12 protein-coding genes and 5 tRNA genes are annotated in these 17893 nt (G+C 46.4%); 15 read left to right on the top strand and 2 right to left on the bottom strand.

Annotated elements, in window-relative coordinates; all coding sequences use genetic code 11:
- Positions 1–261: 261 nt before the first annotated feature.
- Complete coding sequence (locus strainIA91_RS08225) at positions 262–639, bottom strand: PleD family two-component system response regulator (protein ID WP_400166297.1); 378 nt, start codon at positions 637–639, stop codon at positions 262–264.
- Positions 640–674: 35 nt separating this feature from the next.
- Positions 675–4475 (bottom strand): PAS domain S-box protein, encoded by a 3801-nt coding sequence (locus strainIA91_RS08220; protein ID WP_400166296.1) that lies wholly within the window; start codon positions 4473–4475, stop codon positions 675–677.
- A 370-nt stretch (positions 4476–4845) separates the two neighbouring features.
- Here strainIA91_RS08220 and strainIA91_RS08215 point away from each other — a divergent pair.
- The 15 genes from strainIA91_RS08215 to rpoC all read left to right on the top strand — a co-directional run bounded on the left by strainIA91_RS08215 (position 4846) and on the right by rpoC (position 17886).
- A tRNA-Thr gene (locus strainIA91_RS08215) sits at positions 4846–4918 on the top strand.
- Positions 4919–4931: 13 nt separating this feature from the next.
- Positions 4932–5014: transfer RNA gene (locus tag strainIA91_RS08210), tRNA-Tyr, on the top strand.
- Between the two features lie 4 nt (positions 5015–5018).
- Positions 5019–5092 (top strand) — tRNA-Gly (locus strainIA91_RS08205).
- Positions 5093–5212: 120 nt separating this feature from the next.
- A tRNA-Thr gene (locus strainIA91_RS08200) sits at positions 5213–5286 on the top strand.
- A gap of 36 nt (positions 5287–5322) precedes the next feature.
- Positions 5323–6516 carry an elongation factor Tu gene (gene tuf / locus strainIA91_RS08195; RefSeq protein ID WP_400166285.1) on the top strand — a complete coding sequence of 398 codons (1194 nt, stop codon included), beginning with the start codon at positions 5323–5325 and terminating at the stop codon, positions 6514–6516.
- 21 nt (positions 6517–6537) lie between these two features.
- The gene (gene rpmG / locus strainIA91_RS08190) at positions 6538–6687 is read left to right on the top strand and encodes a 50S ribosomal protein L33 (protein WP_400166295.1); all 150 of its coding nucleotides are present in this window, start codon (positions 6538–6540) and stop codon (positions 6685–6687) included.
- A gap of 11 nt (positions 6688–6698) precedes the next feature.
- A tRNA-Trp gene (locus strainIA91_RS08185) sits at positions 6699–6771 on the top strand.
- 23 nt (positions 6772–6794) lie between these two features.
- A complete protein-coding gene (gene secE, locus strainIA91_RS08180) occupies positions 6795–6980 on the top strand; it encodes a preprotein translocase subunit SecE (RefSeq protein WP_400166294.1) in 186 nt (61 codons plus the stop codon).
- Between the two features lie 15 nt (positions 6981–6995).
- A complete protein-coding gene (nusG, locus tag strainIA91_RS08175) occupies positions 6996–7523 on the top strand; it encodes a transcription termination/antitermination protein NusG (RefSeq protein ID WP_400166293.1) in 528 nt (175 codons plus the stop codon).
- A 10-nt stretch (positions 7524–7533) separates the two neighbouring features.
- Complete coding sequence (rplK, locus tag strainIA91_RS08170; protein WP_400166292.1) at positions 7534–7959, top strand: 50S ribosomal protein L11; 426 nt, start codon at positions 7534–7536, stop codon at positions 7957–7959.
- A 15-nt stretch (positions 7960–7974) separates the two neighbouring features.
- A complete protein-coding gene (rplA, locus tag strainIA91_RS08165; protein WP_400168250.1) occupies positions 7975–8670 on the top strand; it encodes a 50S ribosomal protein L1 in 696 nt (231 codons plus the stop codon).
- 11 nt (positions 8671–8681) lie between these two features.
- Complete coding sequence (rplJ, locus tag strainIA91_RS08160) at positions 8682–9209, top strand: 50S ribosomal protein L10 (RefSeq protein WP_400166291.1); 528 nt, start codon at positions 8682–8684, stop codon at positions 9207–9209.
- A gap of 24 nt (positions 9210–9233) precedes the next feature.
- Entirely contained in the window at positions 9234–9617 is a 384-nt protein-coding gene (gene rplL, locus strainIA91_RS08155) for a 50S ribosomal protein L7/L12 (RefSeq protein ID WP_400166290.1), read from the top strand.
- Between the two features lie 109 nt (positions 9618–9726).
- A complete protein-coding gene (gene rpoB, locus strainIA91_RS08150; protein WP_400166289.1) occupies positions 9727–13542 on the top strand; it encodes a DNA-directed RNA polymerase subunit beta in 3816 nt (1271 codons plus the stop codon).
- A gap of 36 nt (positions 13543–13578) precedes the next feature.
- Entirely contained in the window at positions 13579–17886 is a 4308-nt protein-coding gene (gene rpoC, locus strainIA91_RS08145) for a DNA-directed RNA polymerase subunit beta' (RefSeq protein WP_400168249.1), read from the top strand.
- Positions 17887–17893 lie beyond the last annotated feature (7 nt).

Here is a 17893-nt window from a genome sequence, read left to right as displayed (position 1 = left end):
ATATCCAAAAATATTCCAATAAATTAATGTATTAATGGACGGATGTTGCTTTTACAAGAAATAAATCCGATAATATTACTTCCCAATAGCAATTAATAATAGACATATATTATATCAATATTATAACCTTGACAAAAGTTCTCAACGGGTGTATTTTATCCCCGGGGGTTCAGAAATCGATAGTGGAAATTGATAATATTTCATACACAATATATTAAGCCAGCATCTTAGGTTATTTGTTATTTGTAAAAAAGGACAGACCTACTTTTTATCTTTCATTTTATTCAGCTTGAACTGAATGATTTCACTCAACTTATCTACATCAAAGGGTTTGGTGATGTAATTATCCGCCCCCACATCAAAGGCATCTTCCAAATCCTGCATCTGTCCCTTCGCCGATAACATGAATATGGGTATATCCCGTGTTTCCGGATTCTTTTTTAATCGCGAACATACTTCCAATCCGTCCATTTCCGGCATCATGATATCAAGCAGAATCAGATCCGGCTTTTCCTGAATAGCTTTTTCCAACCCTTCTTTCCCGTCAACAGCCATGATTACATCATATCCGTCCAGGATAAGATTGTAATTTACCAGTTTACGGATGTTTTCTTCATCATCTACCACAAGAATTTTCATATGATCCTCATTGTTTTGTTGTTATGCTTTAATTTTTAGTTTCCAAAAACCGGCAGGGATATTCTAAACAGACTTCCCATGTTTTCTTCGCTAAAGATTTCAATTTTTCCCTTGTGTTTCTCGATAATCTCCATCACAATGGATAAACCCAGACCTGTTCCCTGTATCTGTGTCCCCGGCCGATGTATCCGGTAAAATTTCTGGAAAATTTTATCCTGCTCATTCTTGGGGATTCCCATGCCATTGTCCTCTACATCTAATACAATCTGACCGTCCTTATGTTTCAACCGGACATCAATATTTCCCTTGGTGGGTGTAAATTTCAGGGCATTGCTGATAAGATTCACAATCACCTGACTCATGGCATCCCGGTCACCAAGTATCTCAGGCAGCGTTTCATCTTTTTCATACGTCAAATCTATTTGCTTGTCTTCTGCCTGGGTCCTGTAAATTGTCACGGCATCCTGGATCACTTCATCCAGATTCAAAGGCTTCATTTCAAAGGTAATTTTGCCGGACTCGATTTTGGATATGCTGAGGACGTCTTCAATCAGGCGGGCAAGGCGCTTGCTTTCATTGTAAATGATCTCAATAAACTCTTTTTTCATATCCTCAGGCATCTTTTCTTTTCGGAGAATTGTATTGGAAAAACCCATAATGGATGTAAGAGGGGTCCGGAGTTCATGGGATACACTGGAGACAAAATCCGTTTTCATCCGGTCGATTTCACGCTCTTTGGTGACATCCCGTAAAATAAACACCTTACCTGCAGATTCACCGTCCACATCCTCAAAGGTTGTCCCGGTGACATAAAGAATCCGGTGATCCGGTTCGGTAACGATAATCTCCAGATTGGAAAAAGCACCGGTATCCAATGAATCCAGTAAAACCTTTCCGTGTTGTTCACAATGAATCAGCATATCCCGTACATGAGGGATGGGCTCCAAAGGATCCGAGAGATTCAGAAGTTCCCGCGCTTTTTCATTGTAGATGATCACCCGGTCTTTAGAATCGATCACAACCACTCCGTTACCAATGCTGTGGAGGATGATATTCAACCGCTCCCGGCTTTGATATAGCTCTTTTTCGGATTGTTTCCGTTCAGAAATATCCCGCGCCACCCCAATGGACGCCCGTGGTACACCGTTTTCATCATGGAGAAGGGAGGTGGATAACATCACAGGAAAAACAGTGCCATCTTTTCGCCGGTTTAACACTTCTCCCTGCCAGCCGCCGTCCAGGGTCCCATTGCGGATGGATTCCAATAAAACACTGTCATTCATCATTTCGTCTGTCCGGATCAGACTGATATGCTTCCCGATAAGTTCATCCCGTGTATACCCGTAGGTTTTGATAAATGCATTGTTCACGAAAATGATCCGGTCGTTCAGATCAGTAACGGATACAGCCTCACTGATGCTTTTGATGGCATGTGCCAGCATGTTGATTTCCTGCTCAGCCTGCTTCCGTTCGGAAATATCCCGGATGATGGCAATGGTGTTCCAGTGTCCCTGCAGACGGACTGACGAAAATGAGGCTTCAATGGATATTTCCTTATGATCTTTTCGGGTGATGTTGATTTCAAATCCGCTGCCTAACATTTCATCCGGAAATTTTCCATCAAACGATTCTGTATCAAATTTTTCTTTATATTTCTGAGGAACAATGGCATGAAAGAAATTCTTTCCCAGAATCTCTTCGGCTGTGTATCCAAATATTTTCTCAGCAGAAGGATTCCAGAAGACAATCCTGGCTTTGTGATCAACCATCACAATACCGTCACTGGCCGAATCAGTGATGGCCCGGAGTTTTTCCTCACTCTCCCGGAGTTCCTCTTCCTGCTGCTTTTGATCGGTAATATCATCCCGGATGGCCACGTAATGGGTGATCTGACCATGATTGTCCCGGATAGGGGATATCGAGACCTTTTCCCAGAATAATGTTCCATCTTTTCGCTTGTTCTGCAATTCTCCGTACCAGTTCTCACCCTGGATGATGGTTTCCCACAATTCCTGATAAGTATCCTCGGGATTGACTCCGGATTTCAGGTGAGACATCTTTTTTCCCAGAACGTCTTCTTTAGAATATCCGGTGACTTCCGTAAAGCGGGGATTTACATATTCTATGCCGCTTTTAATATCTGTAATGATGATGGAGGATGAACTCTGTTCCAGAGCCCGGGATAGTTTCAGAATTTCGTTGATGGCTTCTTTCTGTTCCGTAATATCCCGGATAATGGCAAAGGATGCCGGATTCCCTTCATATTCAATTATGGAAACATTGACTTCAACATCGATCTCTTTTCCGTCTTTTTTCAGAAAATAGGTTTCGTATCGTCCAGGGACTTTTTCACCCAGCTGGCGCTTTTCTAAACGTTCCATCAATATTTTCAGTCCCCGCCTGGAATATATTTTCCGGTAGTTGATATTTTGAAGTTCTTCAGGTTCATACCCCAGGATTTCTGCAAAACGTTTGTTATAAAAGATAAACTCCCCGTTTTGACTGATGACAATTCCATCATTGATACTGTCTACCAGAAGTCTGTATTTATCCTCGGATTTCTGAATATTGATTCGGGCATTATAATTCTGAATGGCGGCCCCGATGGTGCCTGCCACGACTTTCAGGGCTTCGATTTCCGCCGGCGCCCACTCTTTTTCCTCATGGCAATCATCCAGACCGATAAAGCCCCACCAGGCATTGTCGACTGAAATAGGTACCAGCACCAGGGATTGGATATCCTGCCCACCCAGAATGATTTTTTCTGCTTCGTTAAAATCCCTGGCATTTTTGTGATATATTTTATTTTGAGAAAGGACTGCATATATGTTATCGGCATTTACTTCATAGGGCATATTCTGTAAAAGATCATTGTTTAACTGAGGAGCAATGGTCTCATGGGTCCACTCATACTTCAGGGTCATGCAGAGTTCATTTTGAGGATTCAGTACGTTTTTAAAAATATAACAGCGATCGGCTGAGGTTGCCTCTCCAATATGTTTCAGACTCTCGTTCATGGCCTTGTCAATCTGATCACTGGATAAAAGCCGTTCAGCAACAACACCCACCGCTTCCAGGATTTGATCCCGCCTTTCCAGGATTTCACGGTTCCGTATCCGTTCGGATATGTCCCGAAAAACCAGCATGATGAATCGTTCATTCTGGAGCGTGTAGTTTGAGTGGGATATTTCCACAGGGATCTGATCTTTGTTTTGGCTCAGGATAAAAGTTTCAACGACATGGCTTTTTGTCTTCTCATCCTGAATGGTGTGCAGATCCAAATCCGGCAGTATGTCCTGATATTCTTTTTTCAGAAGTTCATCCCGGCTATATCCACTGATGTGAATAGCCACTTCATTGATTTCCAGAATGTGTTTGTGCTCATCGACAATGATGATTCCATCATGTGCTTTTTCAAAAAGTGAACGCAAACGGAGTTCACTGCTTTCCAGCTTTTGCTCCAGGTCAATTTTGTAGAAAAACATCTCAATTGTTGCCTGAAGTTCACGTTCTTCAAAGGGCTTGATTAAATAACCGTAGGGCTCAGAAGCCTTGGCCATATTCAGTGTGTTTTCATCGGCATAAGCTGTCAGAAAAATAATAGGGGTGTCATATTTCCGGTGAATGTTTTCTGCGGCTTCAGATCCCCGCATTTCTCCCTCAAGAACCATATCCATGAGGATTAAATCCGGCAGGGTTTCTCCCGCTTTTTTGATGGCATTTTCTCCGCTGGATATAATATCGATCACTTCATATCCAAAACTCTCAAGGGTGACCCGAAGATCTTCAGCTATGATCCGCTCATCTTCAACAATCAAAATTCGTTTCTTTGTCATCGCTGTTTCCAATATTACTGTTCAGAATGGCTTATGTGAATCTCATGCAAGGGATGATGTCATTCCCTTTTAACCGGCCCATAACCCGCTGTTTCACACGATAACCGTTTAAAAGCGTATCTTCTTATACTACTAATATCTATACAGTTTATCAAATGAATAATACGTTGAATCTTATCCATGTGATCTGTTCCCGGGCCCGTGATTCAGTAAAAGATATGTCAGAAATCCGGGCTTTTACCAGGAGTCGACCTTTCGTCTGGATATCCATGAAAAAATGGAGACACAGGGTTTAGGGAAAACACAATTTTTATTTGCATGATCCAGAGGTTTCTTCTTATATTTCCAAGCTTTTTGAAAATTGCCTTGTGCCACCATAGCTCAGCTGGTAGAGCGGCGGTTTTGTAAACCGTTGGTCGCTGGTTCGATTCCGGCTGGTGGCTCAGACAACGAAAGGGGTCAGTGGCCGAGCGGTCAATGGCAGCAGACTGTAAATCTGCCGGCGGAAGCCTACGGTGGTTCAAATCCATCCTGGCCCACTTTGCGGGTGTAGTTCAGTGGTAGAACATCAGCCTTCCAAGCTGATTACGTGAGTTCGATTCTCATCACCCGCTCCAGATCATTGAAAGAGGACTTGGGAGGATATGTTTTCAGGCATATCCGCTTGGACCAGAAATTGTACAATACGGGAATTTTTGAAGCCTGTCACTGTCTTTTCTGGTGACAGGCTTTTTTTTGCCCACGTAGCACAGTCGGTAGTCGCGCTTCCTTGGTAAGGAAGAGGTCACCGGTTCAAGTCCGGTCGTGGGCTCAATGATACTTGAACAAATTCAGCTGAGGAGTTATCATGGCAAAGAAAAAATTTGAAAGAACGAAGCCGCATGTGAACATCGGAACGATCGGTCATGTGGATCACGGCAAAACGACGCTGACGGCAGCCATCACGTATGTATTGGCGAAGGCCGGCGGAGCAGAGCTTCGCTCCTTTGACAGTATTGACAACGCCCCTGAGGAACGGGAACGTGGAATTACGATTGCCACAGCCCATGTGGAATATGAGACGTCCAAACGTCATTATGCCCATGTGGATTGTCCGGGACACGCGGATTACATCAAGAACATGATCACGGGAGCAGCCCAGATGGATGGAGCGATCCTGGTGGTAAGTGCGGCTGACGGCCCCATGCCCCAGACCCGGGAACACGTTTTATTGGCACGTCAGGTGAATGTGCCTTCCATCGTGGTATTTATGAACAAGGTGGATATGGTGGATGATCCGGAGCTGTTGGATCTGGTGGAGATGGAACTTCGTGAACTTCTGGATGAATACGAATTTCCGGGAGACGAGGTACCGATTATCCGTGGATCCGCCCTTGAGGCGCTGAACAATCCGGATGACGACGAGAAGACAAAGTGCATCTACGAGCTGATGGAAGCGGTGGACAGTTATATCCCGGAACCGGTACGTGCGGTGGACAAGCCGTTTTTGATGCCGGTGGAAGATGTTTTTTCGATCACAGGCCGAGGGACCGTGGGAACAGGCCGTATAGAACGTGGAATCGTTCGTGTGGGCGATGAAGTGGAGATTGTCGGTATTGAGAAAGAGATCAAGAAGACGGTTGTCACAGGCGTGGAGATGTTCCGGAAGCTTCTGGATCAGGGCCAGGCCGGCGACAATGCAGGTCTTCTGTTGCGGGGAATTGACAAGAACTATCTCCGTCGCGGAATGGTTTTGGCGAAACCGGGATCGATTACGCCCCATACCAAGTTCAAGGCAGAGGTCTACATTCTGAAGAAAGAAGAAGGCGGTCGCCATACACCGTTCGTAAAAGGATACCGTCCCCAGTTTTATTTTCGGACCACGGATGTGACGGGATCGGTGGAACTGCCGGAAGGCGTCGAGATGGTCATGCCGGGTGACAAGATCACCTTTACGGTGGAACTGATCGTCCCCATCGCCATGGAAAAAGAGTTGCGGTTTGCCATCCGTGAAGGCGGACGGACCGTAGGTGCCGGTGTTGTGACGGACATTATTGAATAAATAACCCTTTGAGGACCGACCATGCGTGATACAATTATCCTGGCATGCAGCGAATGCAAACGTAGAAACTACACGACGACGAAAAACAAACGTAAACATCCTCAACGTGTAGAATACAAAAAGTACTGTCCCTGGTGTCAGACGCATACGGTGCATAAAGAGACCCGGTAATTTGATCGGACAGGTCCGTAGTTCAATTGGCAGAGCAGCGGTCTCCAAAACCGCAAGTTGGGGGTTCGAATCCCTCCGGACCTGCGAAGAAGAGAGGAAATAAAAAGATGATCAAAAAAATACGTGATTTCCTGGCAAGTGTCCAATTCGAGATGAAGAAGGTTACATGGCCGACTTTTGAAGAACTGAAGGGTTCCACCAAGGTGGTAATATTTTTTTCCATTATCCTTGTTGTGTTCCTTTTTGTTGTTGATTTCATCCTCTCTCAATCAGTCCATGCGCTGCTGTATTAAAAATAAGTGACAGATATGAAGTGGTACACAATTAAAGCATTTTCCGGTAAAGAGAGACAAGTGGCTGATCGTATCCTGTACGAGGCGGAAGCCCGTAAACTCAGGGATTATATCGAAGAGGTTCTGGTCCCGACGGAAAATGTGGTCGAAATGCGCGAAGGGAAAAAACGGTCCCGGGTAAAAGTGTTCTATCCCGGATATATTATGATCAAGATGGAACTCACGAAAGAGACGAAGTACTTTATTGAAAATGTATCTGGTGTCATCAGTTTTGTCGGACCCAAAGGGCGCCCCCAGGCTCTGACAGAGAATGAGGTCCGCCGAATACAGGGTGAAGTGGAAAAGAAAGACGGACGTGAAGTGATCGCCACACCCTTTTCTGTGGGTGATCCTGTGAAGATTGTGGACGGCCCCTTTATGGATTTTACCGGGGTGGTTCAGGAAATCAATGAAGAGAAGAAAAAATTGAAAATTATGGTCAGTATCTTCGGCAGATCTACGCCGGTTGAACTGGACTATTTACAAGTTGAACGAGAAAAATAGGTTGTAACGCATGGCAAAGAAAATAGTAGCTGTCATCAAATTGCAACTCCCTGCAGGACAAGCAAATCCCTCACCACCGGTCGGTCCGGCTTTGGGACAGCACGGGGTGAATATCATGGAGTTTTGTAAAGCATATAATGCCAAAACGACTGATAAAATGGGTTTAATTATACCGGTTGTCATTACAGTATACGGAGACCGGTCTTTTACCTTTATTACCAAAACCCCCCCTGCGGCAGTATTGCTAAAGAAAGCGGCAAAGATCCAAAAGGGATCTCCCGAATCGAACAAAGTGAAAGTCGGGAAAGTCTCCCGAAAAGATCTTCAGGAGATCGCTGAATTGAAGATGCAGGACCTGAATGCTCATACAGTGGAGGCGGCCATGGAAATGATCGCCGGTACTGCAAGAAGTATGGGCCTGCAGGTTGAAGGATAGAGGAGGCAGAGTGATATCATGAAACATAGTCGGCGATATCTTGAACTGATGAAACAAGTGGACAGGGAACATGAATACCCCCTGGTTGAGGGCGTTCAGCTCCTGAAAAAAGTCGCTTCTGCTAAATTTGACGAATCCGTCGAACTGAGCATTAACCTGGGTGTGGAACCAAAATACGCCGATCAGATGGTCCGGGGGACGGTAATCCTGCCCCACGGGACCGGAAAGAAAGTCCGTGTACTGGTTTTTGCCCAGGGAGAAAAAGTGAAAGAAGCCCTGGACGCCGGTGCGGATTATGCCGGACTTGAAGAGTATATTCAAAAAGTCCAGGACGGATGGCTCGATTTCGACGTGGTGATTGCAACCCCCGATGTGATGCGTCATATCGGTAAACTTGGACGTGTACTGGGCCCTCACGGACTCATGCCCAACCCCAAAACCGGGACCGTGACCCAGGACATTGCTCAGGCTGTTGCGGATAGTAAGTCGGGTAAAATCAGTTTTCGTGTGGACAGGTATGGGATTATTCATGTGGCTGTCGGTAAGGTTTCCTTCGAGGAAGCAAAACTGGTGGAAAATGTGAAAGCTATGGTTGCCACACTTGTCAAACTCCGCCCCCAGGGAGCAAAAGGCCAGTACCTGCGGAAGATTACCCTTACATCCACACAGGGACCCGGAATTAAAATCGAAAAGCAGACAGCCTTAGCTTAGGAGAAGATACTATGCCTACCCCTGTAAAAGTAGATCTCGTCGAGAAAGTTGCTGAAGAAATAAATGCATCAAAAGCCGTTTATTTTGCAGACTATCTCGGCCTGAATGTGGAACAAGTCAACAACCTGCGTTCAAGGATGTTTGAACAAAATGTGAAAATGCAGGTTGTGAAAAACACCCTGATAAAAATCGCCCTGAAAAATGCCGGGTATGATGTGGATAAAAAGGATTTTCTTACCGGTTCCACAGCCCTCGTATATGGGAAAGACGATCCGGTTGTCCCCGCCAAGGTCCTGACTGCTTTTAAAAAAGAGACAAAGGATCTGGGAAAGCCGGATGTAAAAGCGATTTTGTTTGAAGGGGAATTCTTAAACGCAGAAAAAGTCAATGAAATAGCAGAACTGCCAAGCCGGGAAGTCCTGCTCGGTAAATTCCTCAGTGGAATTTCCTATCCGATGCAACAGGTTCTCGGAGTTTTGCAGGCTCCCATGCGTAATCTGCTGGGCGCATTGAATGCTTTGAAAGAAAAAAAACAATAGAGTGAGATAAGGAGGACGAAAGTCATGGCCGAAGTTACACGTGCCGATGTATTGGGATACCTTGAAAACGCCAATATGCTGGAAATTTCCGAACTGATCAAAGAAATTGAGGATAAGTTCGGTGTTACTGCTGCTGCCCCTGTGGCCGTTGCTGCTGCACCCGGTGCTGCCGCCGCTGCTGAAGAGGCCGAAGAAAAAACTGAGTTTGATGTGGTGATGACCAGTTTTGGCGACAAAAAGATCAACGTGATCAAAGAAGTCCGCCAGATTACTTCCCTTGGACTGAAAGAAGCCAAAGAACTGGTCGAAGGTGTTCCCAGCACCATCAAAGAAGCATTGCCAAAAGATGAAGCTGAAAAGGTAAAGAAACAGCTCGAAGAGGCTGGTGCAACTGTAGAACTGAAATAACAGTCAAGATGGCAGCTATAAAGCCATTAAAAGAAGTTTTTATGGGCCATCTTCACATGCTGATGGCTCTTTATTTCTTTTTATGAAATAATATGAGGGAGGATTTCTTTTGAGAAATCTGTCAGGACTTATACAGCGGAAATCTTTCTCCCGAATCTCAAGGGTTTTGGATATCCCCGATTTGCTGAGCATTCAGCTCGATTCATTTAATGAATTTTTGCAGTTGGATAAAAAACCCGAAGAACGGGAGAATATTGGCCTGGAACAGGCCTTCAGGGCGATTTTTCCCATCGAGGACTCCCATAATACCTTTGCATTGGATTATGTGAGTTATTCCATCGGAAAACCTCGCTATTCTGAAAAAGAATGCCTGGAAAGGGGTATCACCTATGCTGCCCCCTTAAAGGCAAAATTAATCTTAAAAATTGCCGAAGAAGATGCAGAACCCGGTGTCTATTCAGAGAGTATTGAACAGGAAGTGTTTCTGGGTAATATTCCCTTTATGACCAACCGGGGGACCTTCATTATTAATGGAGCGGAACGGGTTATCGTCAGCCAGCTTCAGCGTTCTCCCGGTGTTTTCTTTAACGACGCACGCCATCCCAACGGTTCCATCCTCTACAATGCCCGTATTATTCCCTTCCGTGGCTCCTGGGTAGATATTACGACAGATATTTTCGATGCAATTTATGTCACTATTGACAGACGAAAAAAGTTTCCCGTCTCTATTCTCCTCCGTGCAGTTGGATTTGATTCCGATTACGATATTCTAAAACAGTTTGATGTACTGAAAGAAGTCACTGTCTCAAATAAAATCATTGGGATGACCCTGGTTCAAAGCATTCTGAATCCTGATACCGGAGAAGTGATCCTGGCCGCCGGCGTTTCTGAAGATGACCGGGTCGTTCTTGAAGCTTCACATGTTCAGACGCTGAAAGAAGCCGGAATTAAAAAAATTGAAGTGGTTGATCCGGATAAGGAAATCGATCTGAAACTTCTGGCCAACTCCATCCGCCGTGAAAAGGATAAAATGGATCCGGAACGGCTGGCTGAAGGGGGACCAAATCAGGAAGATGCTCTTTTCTACCTGTACCGGAATTTGAGAAATGGAGATCCACCGAATCTGGAAACAGCCCAGAAATTTGTGGAAAAACTCTTTTTCAGTCCGAAAAAATATGACCTGGGTGAAGTGGGGCGTTACCGGATGAACAAAAAGTTCAATATGGATGTCCCCCTTGACAATACGGTGATTACTCCGGATGATTTTATCTACATAGTTCAGCACCTGATCAAGATGCGGCGCGGAGATAAACTCTCTGATGATATCGACCATTTGGGAAACCGGCGTGTGCGAACTGTGGGCGAACAACTTGCCAATCAGTTCTCCATTGCCTTTACCCGCATGTCACGGACGATCCGGGACCGGATGAATATCCACAGAGCAGAAAACCTCACACCCCAGGAACTGGTGAACAGCCGGATTATCACATCCGTCATCAATACCTTTTTTGGTACCTCGCAGATGTCCCAGTTTATGGATCAGACCAATCCTCTGGCTGAACTGACCCACAAGCGTCGTCTGTCTGCCCTGGGTCCGGGAGGATTGACACGTGAACGGGCCGGTTTTGAGGTCCGTGATGTGCACTATACTCACTATGGCCGCTTGTGTCCCATCGAAACCCCGGAAGGACCGAATATCGGTTTGATTTCATCACTGGCTTCTTATGCGGTGGTGAACCGCCTGGGCTTTATTGAAACACCGTACCGGAAAACACAGGTGAAGGATAATAAAGCGTTTGTGACGGAAGAGGTGGAATATCTCTCTGCTGATGATGAAGACAGAAGTGTGATTGCCCAGGCAAATGCACCTTTGAATAAGGACAACTCTTTTGCCCTGGATGTGGTTAAGTGCCGGGAAGGCGCCGACTATCCGGCAGTTGCTCCGGAAAAAGTGAATTACATGGATGTGGCCCCAATTCAGATTGTCAGCGCCGCAGCCAGTCTGATTCCTTTTCTGGAACATGATGATGCTAACCGTGCCCTGATGGGAAGTAATATGCAACGTCAGTCTGTGCCGCTGCTGACTCCCAGTACCCCTATTGTGGGAACAGGGATGGAAGGGATTATCGCTGCAGACAGCCGGGCGATTGTTGTAGCCGATACAGATGGCGTCATTGAATATGTAGATGCCAATAAAATTATCCTCCGTCCTCTGGAAGGTTTTGATGCCTCCGTTTCCCTCGATGAAAACGAGGGTCGACATGTGTATCATCTGAAAAAATATCAGAGGACCAACCAGGATACAGCCATCAATCAACGGCCGATTGTTCGGAAAAATCAGGTTGTGAAAAAAGGGCAACCCCTGGCAGACGGAACATCTACCAATAAAGGGGAACTGGCCCTCGGCCGAAACGTTTTGGTGGCTTTTATGCCCTGGCGTGGTTATAACTTCGAGGATGCCATTGTTCTCAGTGAACGGATGGTAAAAGAGGATATCTTCACTTCGGTTCACGTGAAGGAAGTGGAACTGGAAGTCCGGGAAACAAAACGGGGAAGCGAAGAACTGACCCGTGAAATCCCCAATGTCTCGGAAGAAGCCACGAAAAATATTGAGGAAAATGGAATTATTCGCGTCGGTGCCCAGGTAAAGTCCGGGGATATCCTGATTGGAAAAGTTACGCCCAAGGGAGAAACCGATCCGACTCCGGAAGAGAAACTGCTCCGGGCCATCTTCGGTGAAAAAGCCGGGGATGTTAAGGATGCTTCCAAAAGGGCTGAACCGGGGACATCCGGTGTGGTGATTGATACCCGCCTCTTTGTCCGTAAGGGCAAAGAATCCCGCCGGGATGAAAAAATAAAAATCGAAAAACTCGATAATGAATTGACACGCCGCCTGGCAGCCCTCAAAGGGAAACTAACCCGGAAACTTCTGGGACTCTTGGAGGGACACGCCTGTACCGGAATCTACGACAAGGGTGGCAATGCCATTGTGGCTGAAGGCCGTGAATGGAATGCCGAGATCTTTGAAAATATGGATTTCCGGCGTGTGGATCTGGATAAACCCTGGATCAAGGATGAAAAACAGTATCAAAAGGTGTTAACCCTGATCCAGAATTTTCAGAATGTCCAGCAGGATATTCAATATGAAATCGATAATGAAAAGTTCAAGGTCAAAGCCGGTGATGACCTTCAGCCGGGAGTCCTCCAGCTGGCCAAAGTATATATAGCCAGCAAACGGAAAATTCAGGTTGGAGATAAGATGGCCGGCCGCCATGGAAACAAGGGTGTTGTATCCATTATCGTTCCCGAGGAAGATATGCCCTATCTGCCGGACGGAACTCCTGTGGATATCGTCCTGAATCCACTGGGTGTGCCTTCCCGTATGAACCTTGGACAGCTGTACGAAACCATGTTGGGCTGGGCCGGTAAGAAACTGGGTATTTACTATGAAACACCGGTTTTTGACGGAGCCCGCTATGGGGATGTGCAGGAAGAGCTGAAAAAAGCCGGTCTGCCTGAAAATGGAAAAAGCGAATTGTACGACGGCCGAACCGGTGAAAAGATCTACGATACAGTTGCTGTGGGACAGATTTACATGATGAAACTGGCCCACATGATTGAAGATAAAATGCATGCAAGATCAACCGGTCCCTATTCACTGATTACGCAACAGCCCCTGGGTGGAAAAGCCCAGTTCGGAGGTCAGCGTTTCGGTGAAATGGAAGTCTGGGCCCTTGAAGCATACGGTGCCGCTTTCACTTTACAGGAAGTTCTGACCGTTAAATCCGATGATGTGGATGGCAGATCCCGTGTGTATAACGCCATCGTCAAAGGGGAAAATCTTCCCGATTACGGTATGCCGGAATCATTTAACGTGTTGCTGAAAGAACTTCAGGGACTGGGTCTGGAAGTGGATCTTCTGTAAGATTCACTTTTAACAAAGGAGGAATTCACCTTGAGTGTGAAATTCAATGCTTCACAAGATACAAAAAAGGATTTTAGCAAAATCCGCCTGAGACTCTCCTCTCCCGAGTCTATTCTGAGCAAATCAAGAGGAGAAGTTCTCAAACCTGAAACAATCAATTACCGGTCCTATAAACCGGAAAAAGATGGTCTTTTCTGTGAAAAGATCTTCGGTCCGGTGAAAGACTGGGAATGTCATTGTGGAAAATATAAACGAATCCGGTACAAAGGGATTGTGTGTGACCGGTGCGGGGTGGAAGTCACCCGGAAAAAGGTTCGCCGTGAACGGATGGGACACATTACCCTGGCCGTTCCAGTAGCCCATATCTGGTACCTGAAATCCATTCCCTCCAAACTGGCCAATGTTCTTGGGATGTCTGCCAAGAATATTGAACAGGTCATCTATTATGAATCCTATATCGTTATTCAGCCGGGGAAGGCCGTCATTGAGACGGAAAATGGTAAAACCCGTCCTGTTGAACCCATGGAACTAATTGATGAAGATACCTATCTTGATCTCTTGTATAAATATGGGGAAGAAGCCGAAGAAGAGATACCGGAAGAAGAACGCTTCATTGCCAAAACCGGTGCTGAAGCTCTCTACGATATTCTGGTGGATCTGGATGTTCCCACGCTGATTCAAACCCTGAAAAACGATTTGAAAAAAAGCACATCTGCATCGGATCAGGCAGACATTGTCAAACGGTTGAAAATTCTGAAAGCCTTTGAGCCTGAAGAAGATGAACCGCCGGTTAACAGACCGGAATATATGATTTTGAAAGTCCTGCCTGTTATTCCACCTGAACTCCGTCCCCTTGTTCCTCTGGAAGGCGGTCGTTTTGCTGCATCGGATCTGAATGATCTGTACCGGAGAGTTATTATCCGGAATAACCGGCTGAAACAGCTCATTGATATTAAAGCACCTGATGTGATCCTGAGAAATGAAAAGCGGATGCTTCAGGAAGCAGTGGACAGCCTTTTTGATAACAGCCGCCGGAGAACAGCCGTCCGTTCCGGTACCCGCCGGCCTTTGAAATCTCTCAGTGACATGCTGAATGGAAAAGAAGGCCGCTTCCGTCAGAACCTGCTGGGTAAACGTGTGGATTATTCTGGACGTTCTGTGATTGTGGTAGGACCCGAATTGAAAATTCATGAATGCGGTCTGCCAAAATTGATGGCGACAGAGCTTTTCAAACCCCATCTGGTTCATGAACTCCTGGTCCGGGGTAAAGCCACAACCCCTAAAACAGCCAAAAGCATGGTGGAACGGCGGAGCCCGGAAGTGATGGAACTTCTGGAATATGTGGTGAAAGATCATCCCGTGTTGCTTAACCGGGCACCTACACTGCACCGTCTGGGAATTCAGGCTTTTCAGCCTGTCCTGGTTGATGGAAAAGCCATCCGGGTGCATCCCCTGGTGTGTGCTGCATTCAATGCAGACTTCGACGGTGACCAGATGGCCGTCCATGTGCCACTTTCTTTTGAAGCTCAAATCGAATGCCGCATGCTCATGCTGGCGAGCAATAATATCCTCCATCCGGCTCATGGAAATCCCATCTCGGTGCCTTCTCAGGATATGGTTCTCGGGACCTATTACATAACCCGGGCAAAATCCAATCAACCCGGTGAAGGCATGGTGTTTTCATCCTATGATGAGGCCTTGCTGGCATTTGATAACAAGCGGGTAACCCTTCATGCCAAGGTAAAACTCCTGAAAGACGGCAAACTGATTGATACAACTGTCGGACGGATTCAGTTCAATGCCATTATACCTGAAGGAATGCCCTATTTCAATGAATTGATTACCAAAAAACGTCTGGAATACATCATTGCCGAATCCAATCGCCGGGTCGGACTCCACGAAACCGTCCGTTTCCTGGATAAGCTGAAAGACCTTGGCTTTGAACTGGCAACCATGTCCGGTGTTTCCATCGGACTGAGCGATGTTCTGATTCCTGATGATAAATTTAAAATTATCAATAAAACCCAGTCTCAGGTGGACACCATTAACCAAAAGCGGAATAAGGGTGTTCTTACTGAGAATGAACGGTATAACAAAGTGATCGACGCCTGGTCCAGGACAACAGACCAGGTTCAGGCTTCCATGAACAGGATCCTCCAGAATGACCGGGAAGGCTTTAATCCCATCTATATGATGTCTGATTCTGGCGCCCGGGGATCCAAAGATCAGATGAAACAGCTTGCCGGTATGCGTGGATTGATGAACAAACCCCAGAAATCCATGACCGGTGGAGTGGGTGAAATTATTGAAACGCCTATTACGTCCAACTTTAAAGAAGGACTGACGGTACTTGAATACTTTATTTCTACCCATGGGGCCCGTAAGGGTTTGTCCGATACGGCGTTGAAAACGGCCGATGCCGGGTATTTGACACGCCGCCTGGTGGATGTCGCCCAGGATGTGGTGATCAGTGAAGAAGACTGTGGCAGCATCAACGGCATTGAAGTCGTTCCCATTAAAGACGGTGACCGGGTGATTGAACCCCTGTCCGAAAGAATTCTGGGTCGTGTGGCTTTGGATGACATTATCGATCCGGTCTCAGATAAGCTTATTGTGGAAGCCGGTGAACTGATCGACGAAGTTAAGGCACGGGCAGTGGATGAGAGCAATGTGGAATCTGTCATGATCCGCTCAGTCCTGACCTGTGAGGCTAAGAACGGGGTTTGTGCCAAGTGCTACGGACGGAATCTGGCCACTAATACCCTGGTTAATCAGGGAGAAGCGGTAGGTATCGTAGCAGCCCAGTCTATCGGTGAACCAGGAACACAGTTGACCCTGAGAACCTTCCATATCGGTGGTACGGCCAGCCATGTGATTGAAGAATCACACCAGCCAGCCCGGTATGAAGGCCAGGTCTCCTTTTCTGAAAACCTGCATATTTCTGAAAATGAATTTGTGGAAGAAACCACGAAACAGAAATACCGGGTTGTCCTGGTCCGGAATGGAAAAATGAGTATCATCGATAGTAATAACCGTGAGCTTATTTCCTATACGGTCCCCCAGGGTGCAAAAATCTACGTCAACGATGGTCAGCAGGTTGAAAAATCTACAGTCCTCTATGACTGGGATGTATATAATGAACACATCGTGTCCCGTTATGATGGATATGTCAAACTGATCGATCTGGTGCCTGGTGTGACCTATGATGAAGTGTCCGATGCTTCCGGTTTCAAAGAATGGCAGATTATTGCCTCCAAGGATCGTGATAAAACAGCCCGGATTCTCATTGTAGATGAAGAAGGGAATCCCATCGGAAAGGCAATCAACCTGCCCGAATCATCCTCACTGCTGGTGAAAGACGGACAGAAGGTCCGCCAGGGTGAAACCATGGCGAAACGGTCCAAGGAAACAGCCCGGAGTAATGATATTACCGGTGGACTTCCCAGGGTTTCGGAACTTTTTGAAGCACGGAATCCTTCCAATGAAGCCATTGTGAGTGAGGTAAACGGATATGTCCAGTTTGACCGTCTTTCCAAAGGTATTCAGACGGTCCGTGTCCGAAATGATCTGGGTGAGATGTACACCTATAAAATTCCGCCCGGAAAACATATTCTGGTCCACGATGGTGATTACATCCACGCCGGGAATCCCATTTGCGACGGGGCGATTCCCCCAAAGAAGATTCTGAAGATTAATGGTGTGTATGAAGTCCAGAAATATCTGGTGAATGAAATTCAGCACGTCTATCGCTTGCAAGGTGTCCGGATAAATGACAAACATATCGAAGTGATTGTCCGCCAGATGCTCCAGAAAGTGGAAGTCAGTGATCCCGGTGATACGGATTTTCTGACGGGTGACCGGGTATCCAAACAGGTTGTGATGGAAGAAAACGAGAAAATATATAATATGGTGCGTATTACCGATTCCGGTGACACCGCCCTGAAAAACGACAACCTGTATCCCCGTGAGATAGTGGAGGAAGACAATGAGCGCCACAAATCGGCCGGGAAGAAACCTGCAGAGTTTGAACCGGCTGTGCCAGCTACATTTGAACCCTTGCTGCTGGGTATCACCCGTGCATCCCTGAATACGGAAAGCTGGATTTCTGCCGCATCATTCCAGGAAACAACCCGCGTGCTGACCGATGCCGCAGTGGCCGGGAAAGTGGATTATCTGAAGGGCTTGAAAGAAAATATCATTATGGGCCGCCTGATTCCTGCCGGAACGGGCCAGTCCCGGTATGAAAATTTGAAAGTCCGGGAACCGGAATTCACGGAAGTGGATGATCTGGAGTTCTTTGCAGATGCCCAGGTCTATGATGATGATGACCTGCTTATTGAATAAATCCCAT

The sequence above is a fragment of the Candidatus Neomarinimicrobiota bacterium genome (assembly GCA_041154365.1).
Classification (GTDB): domain Bacteria; phylum Fidelibacterota; class Fidelibacteria; order Fidelibacterales; family Fidelibacteraceae; genus Fidelibacter; species Fidelibacter multiformis.
Note: the sequence above shows the minus strand (reverse complement) of the source record. Positions and strands in the feature narration are given on the sequence as shown.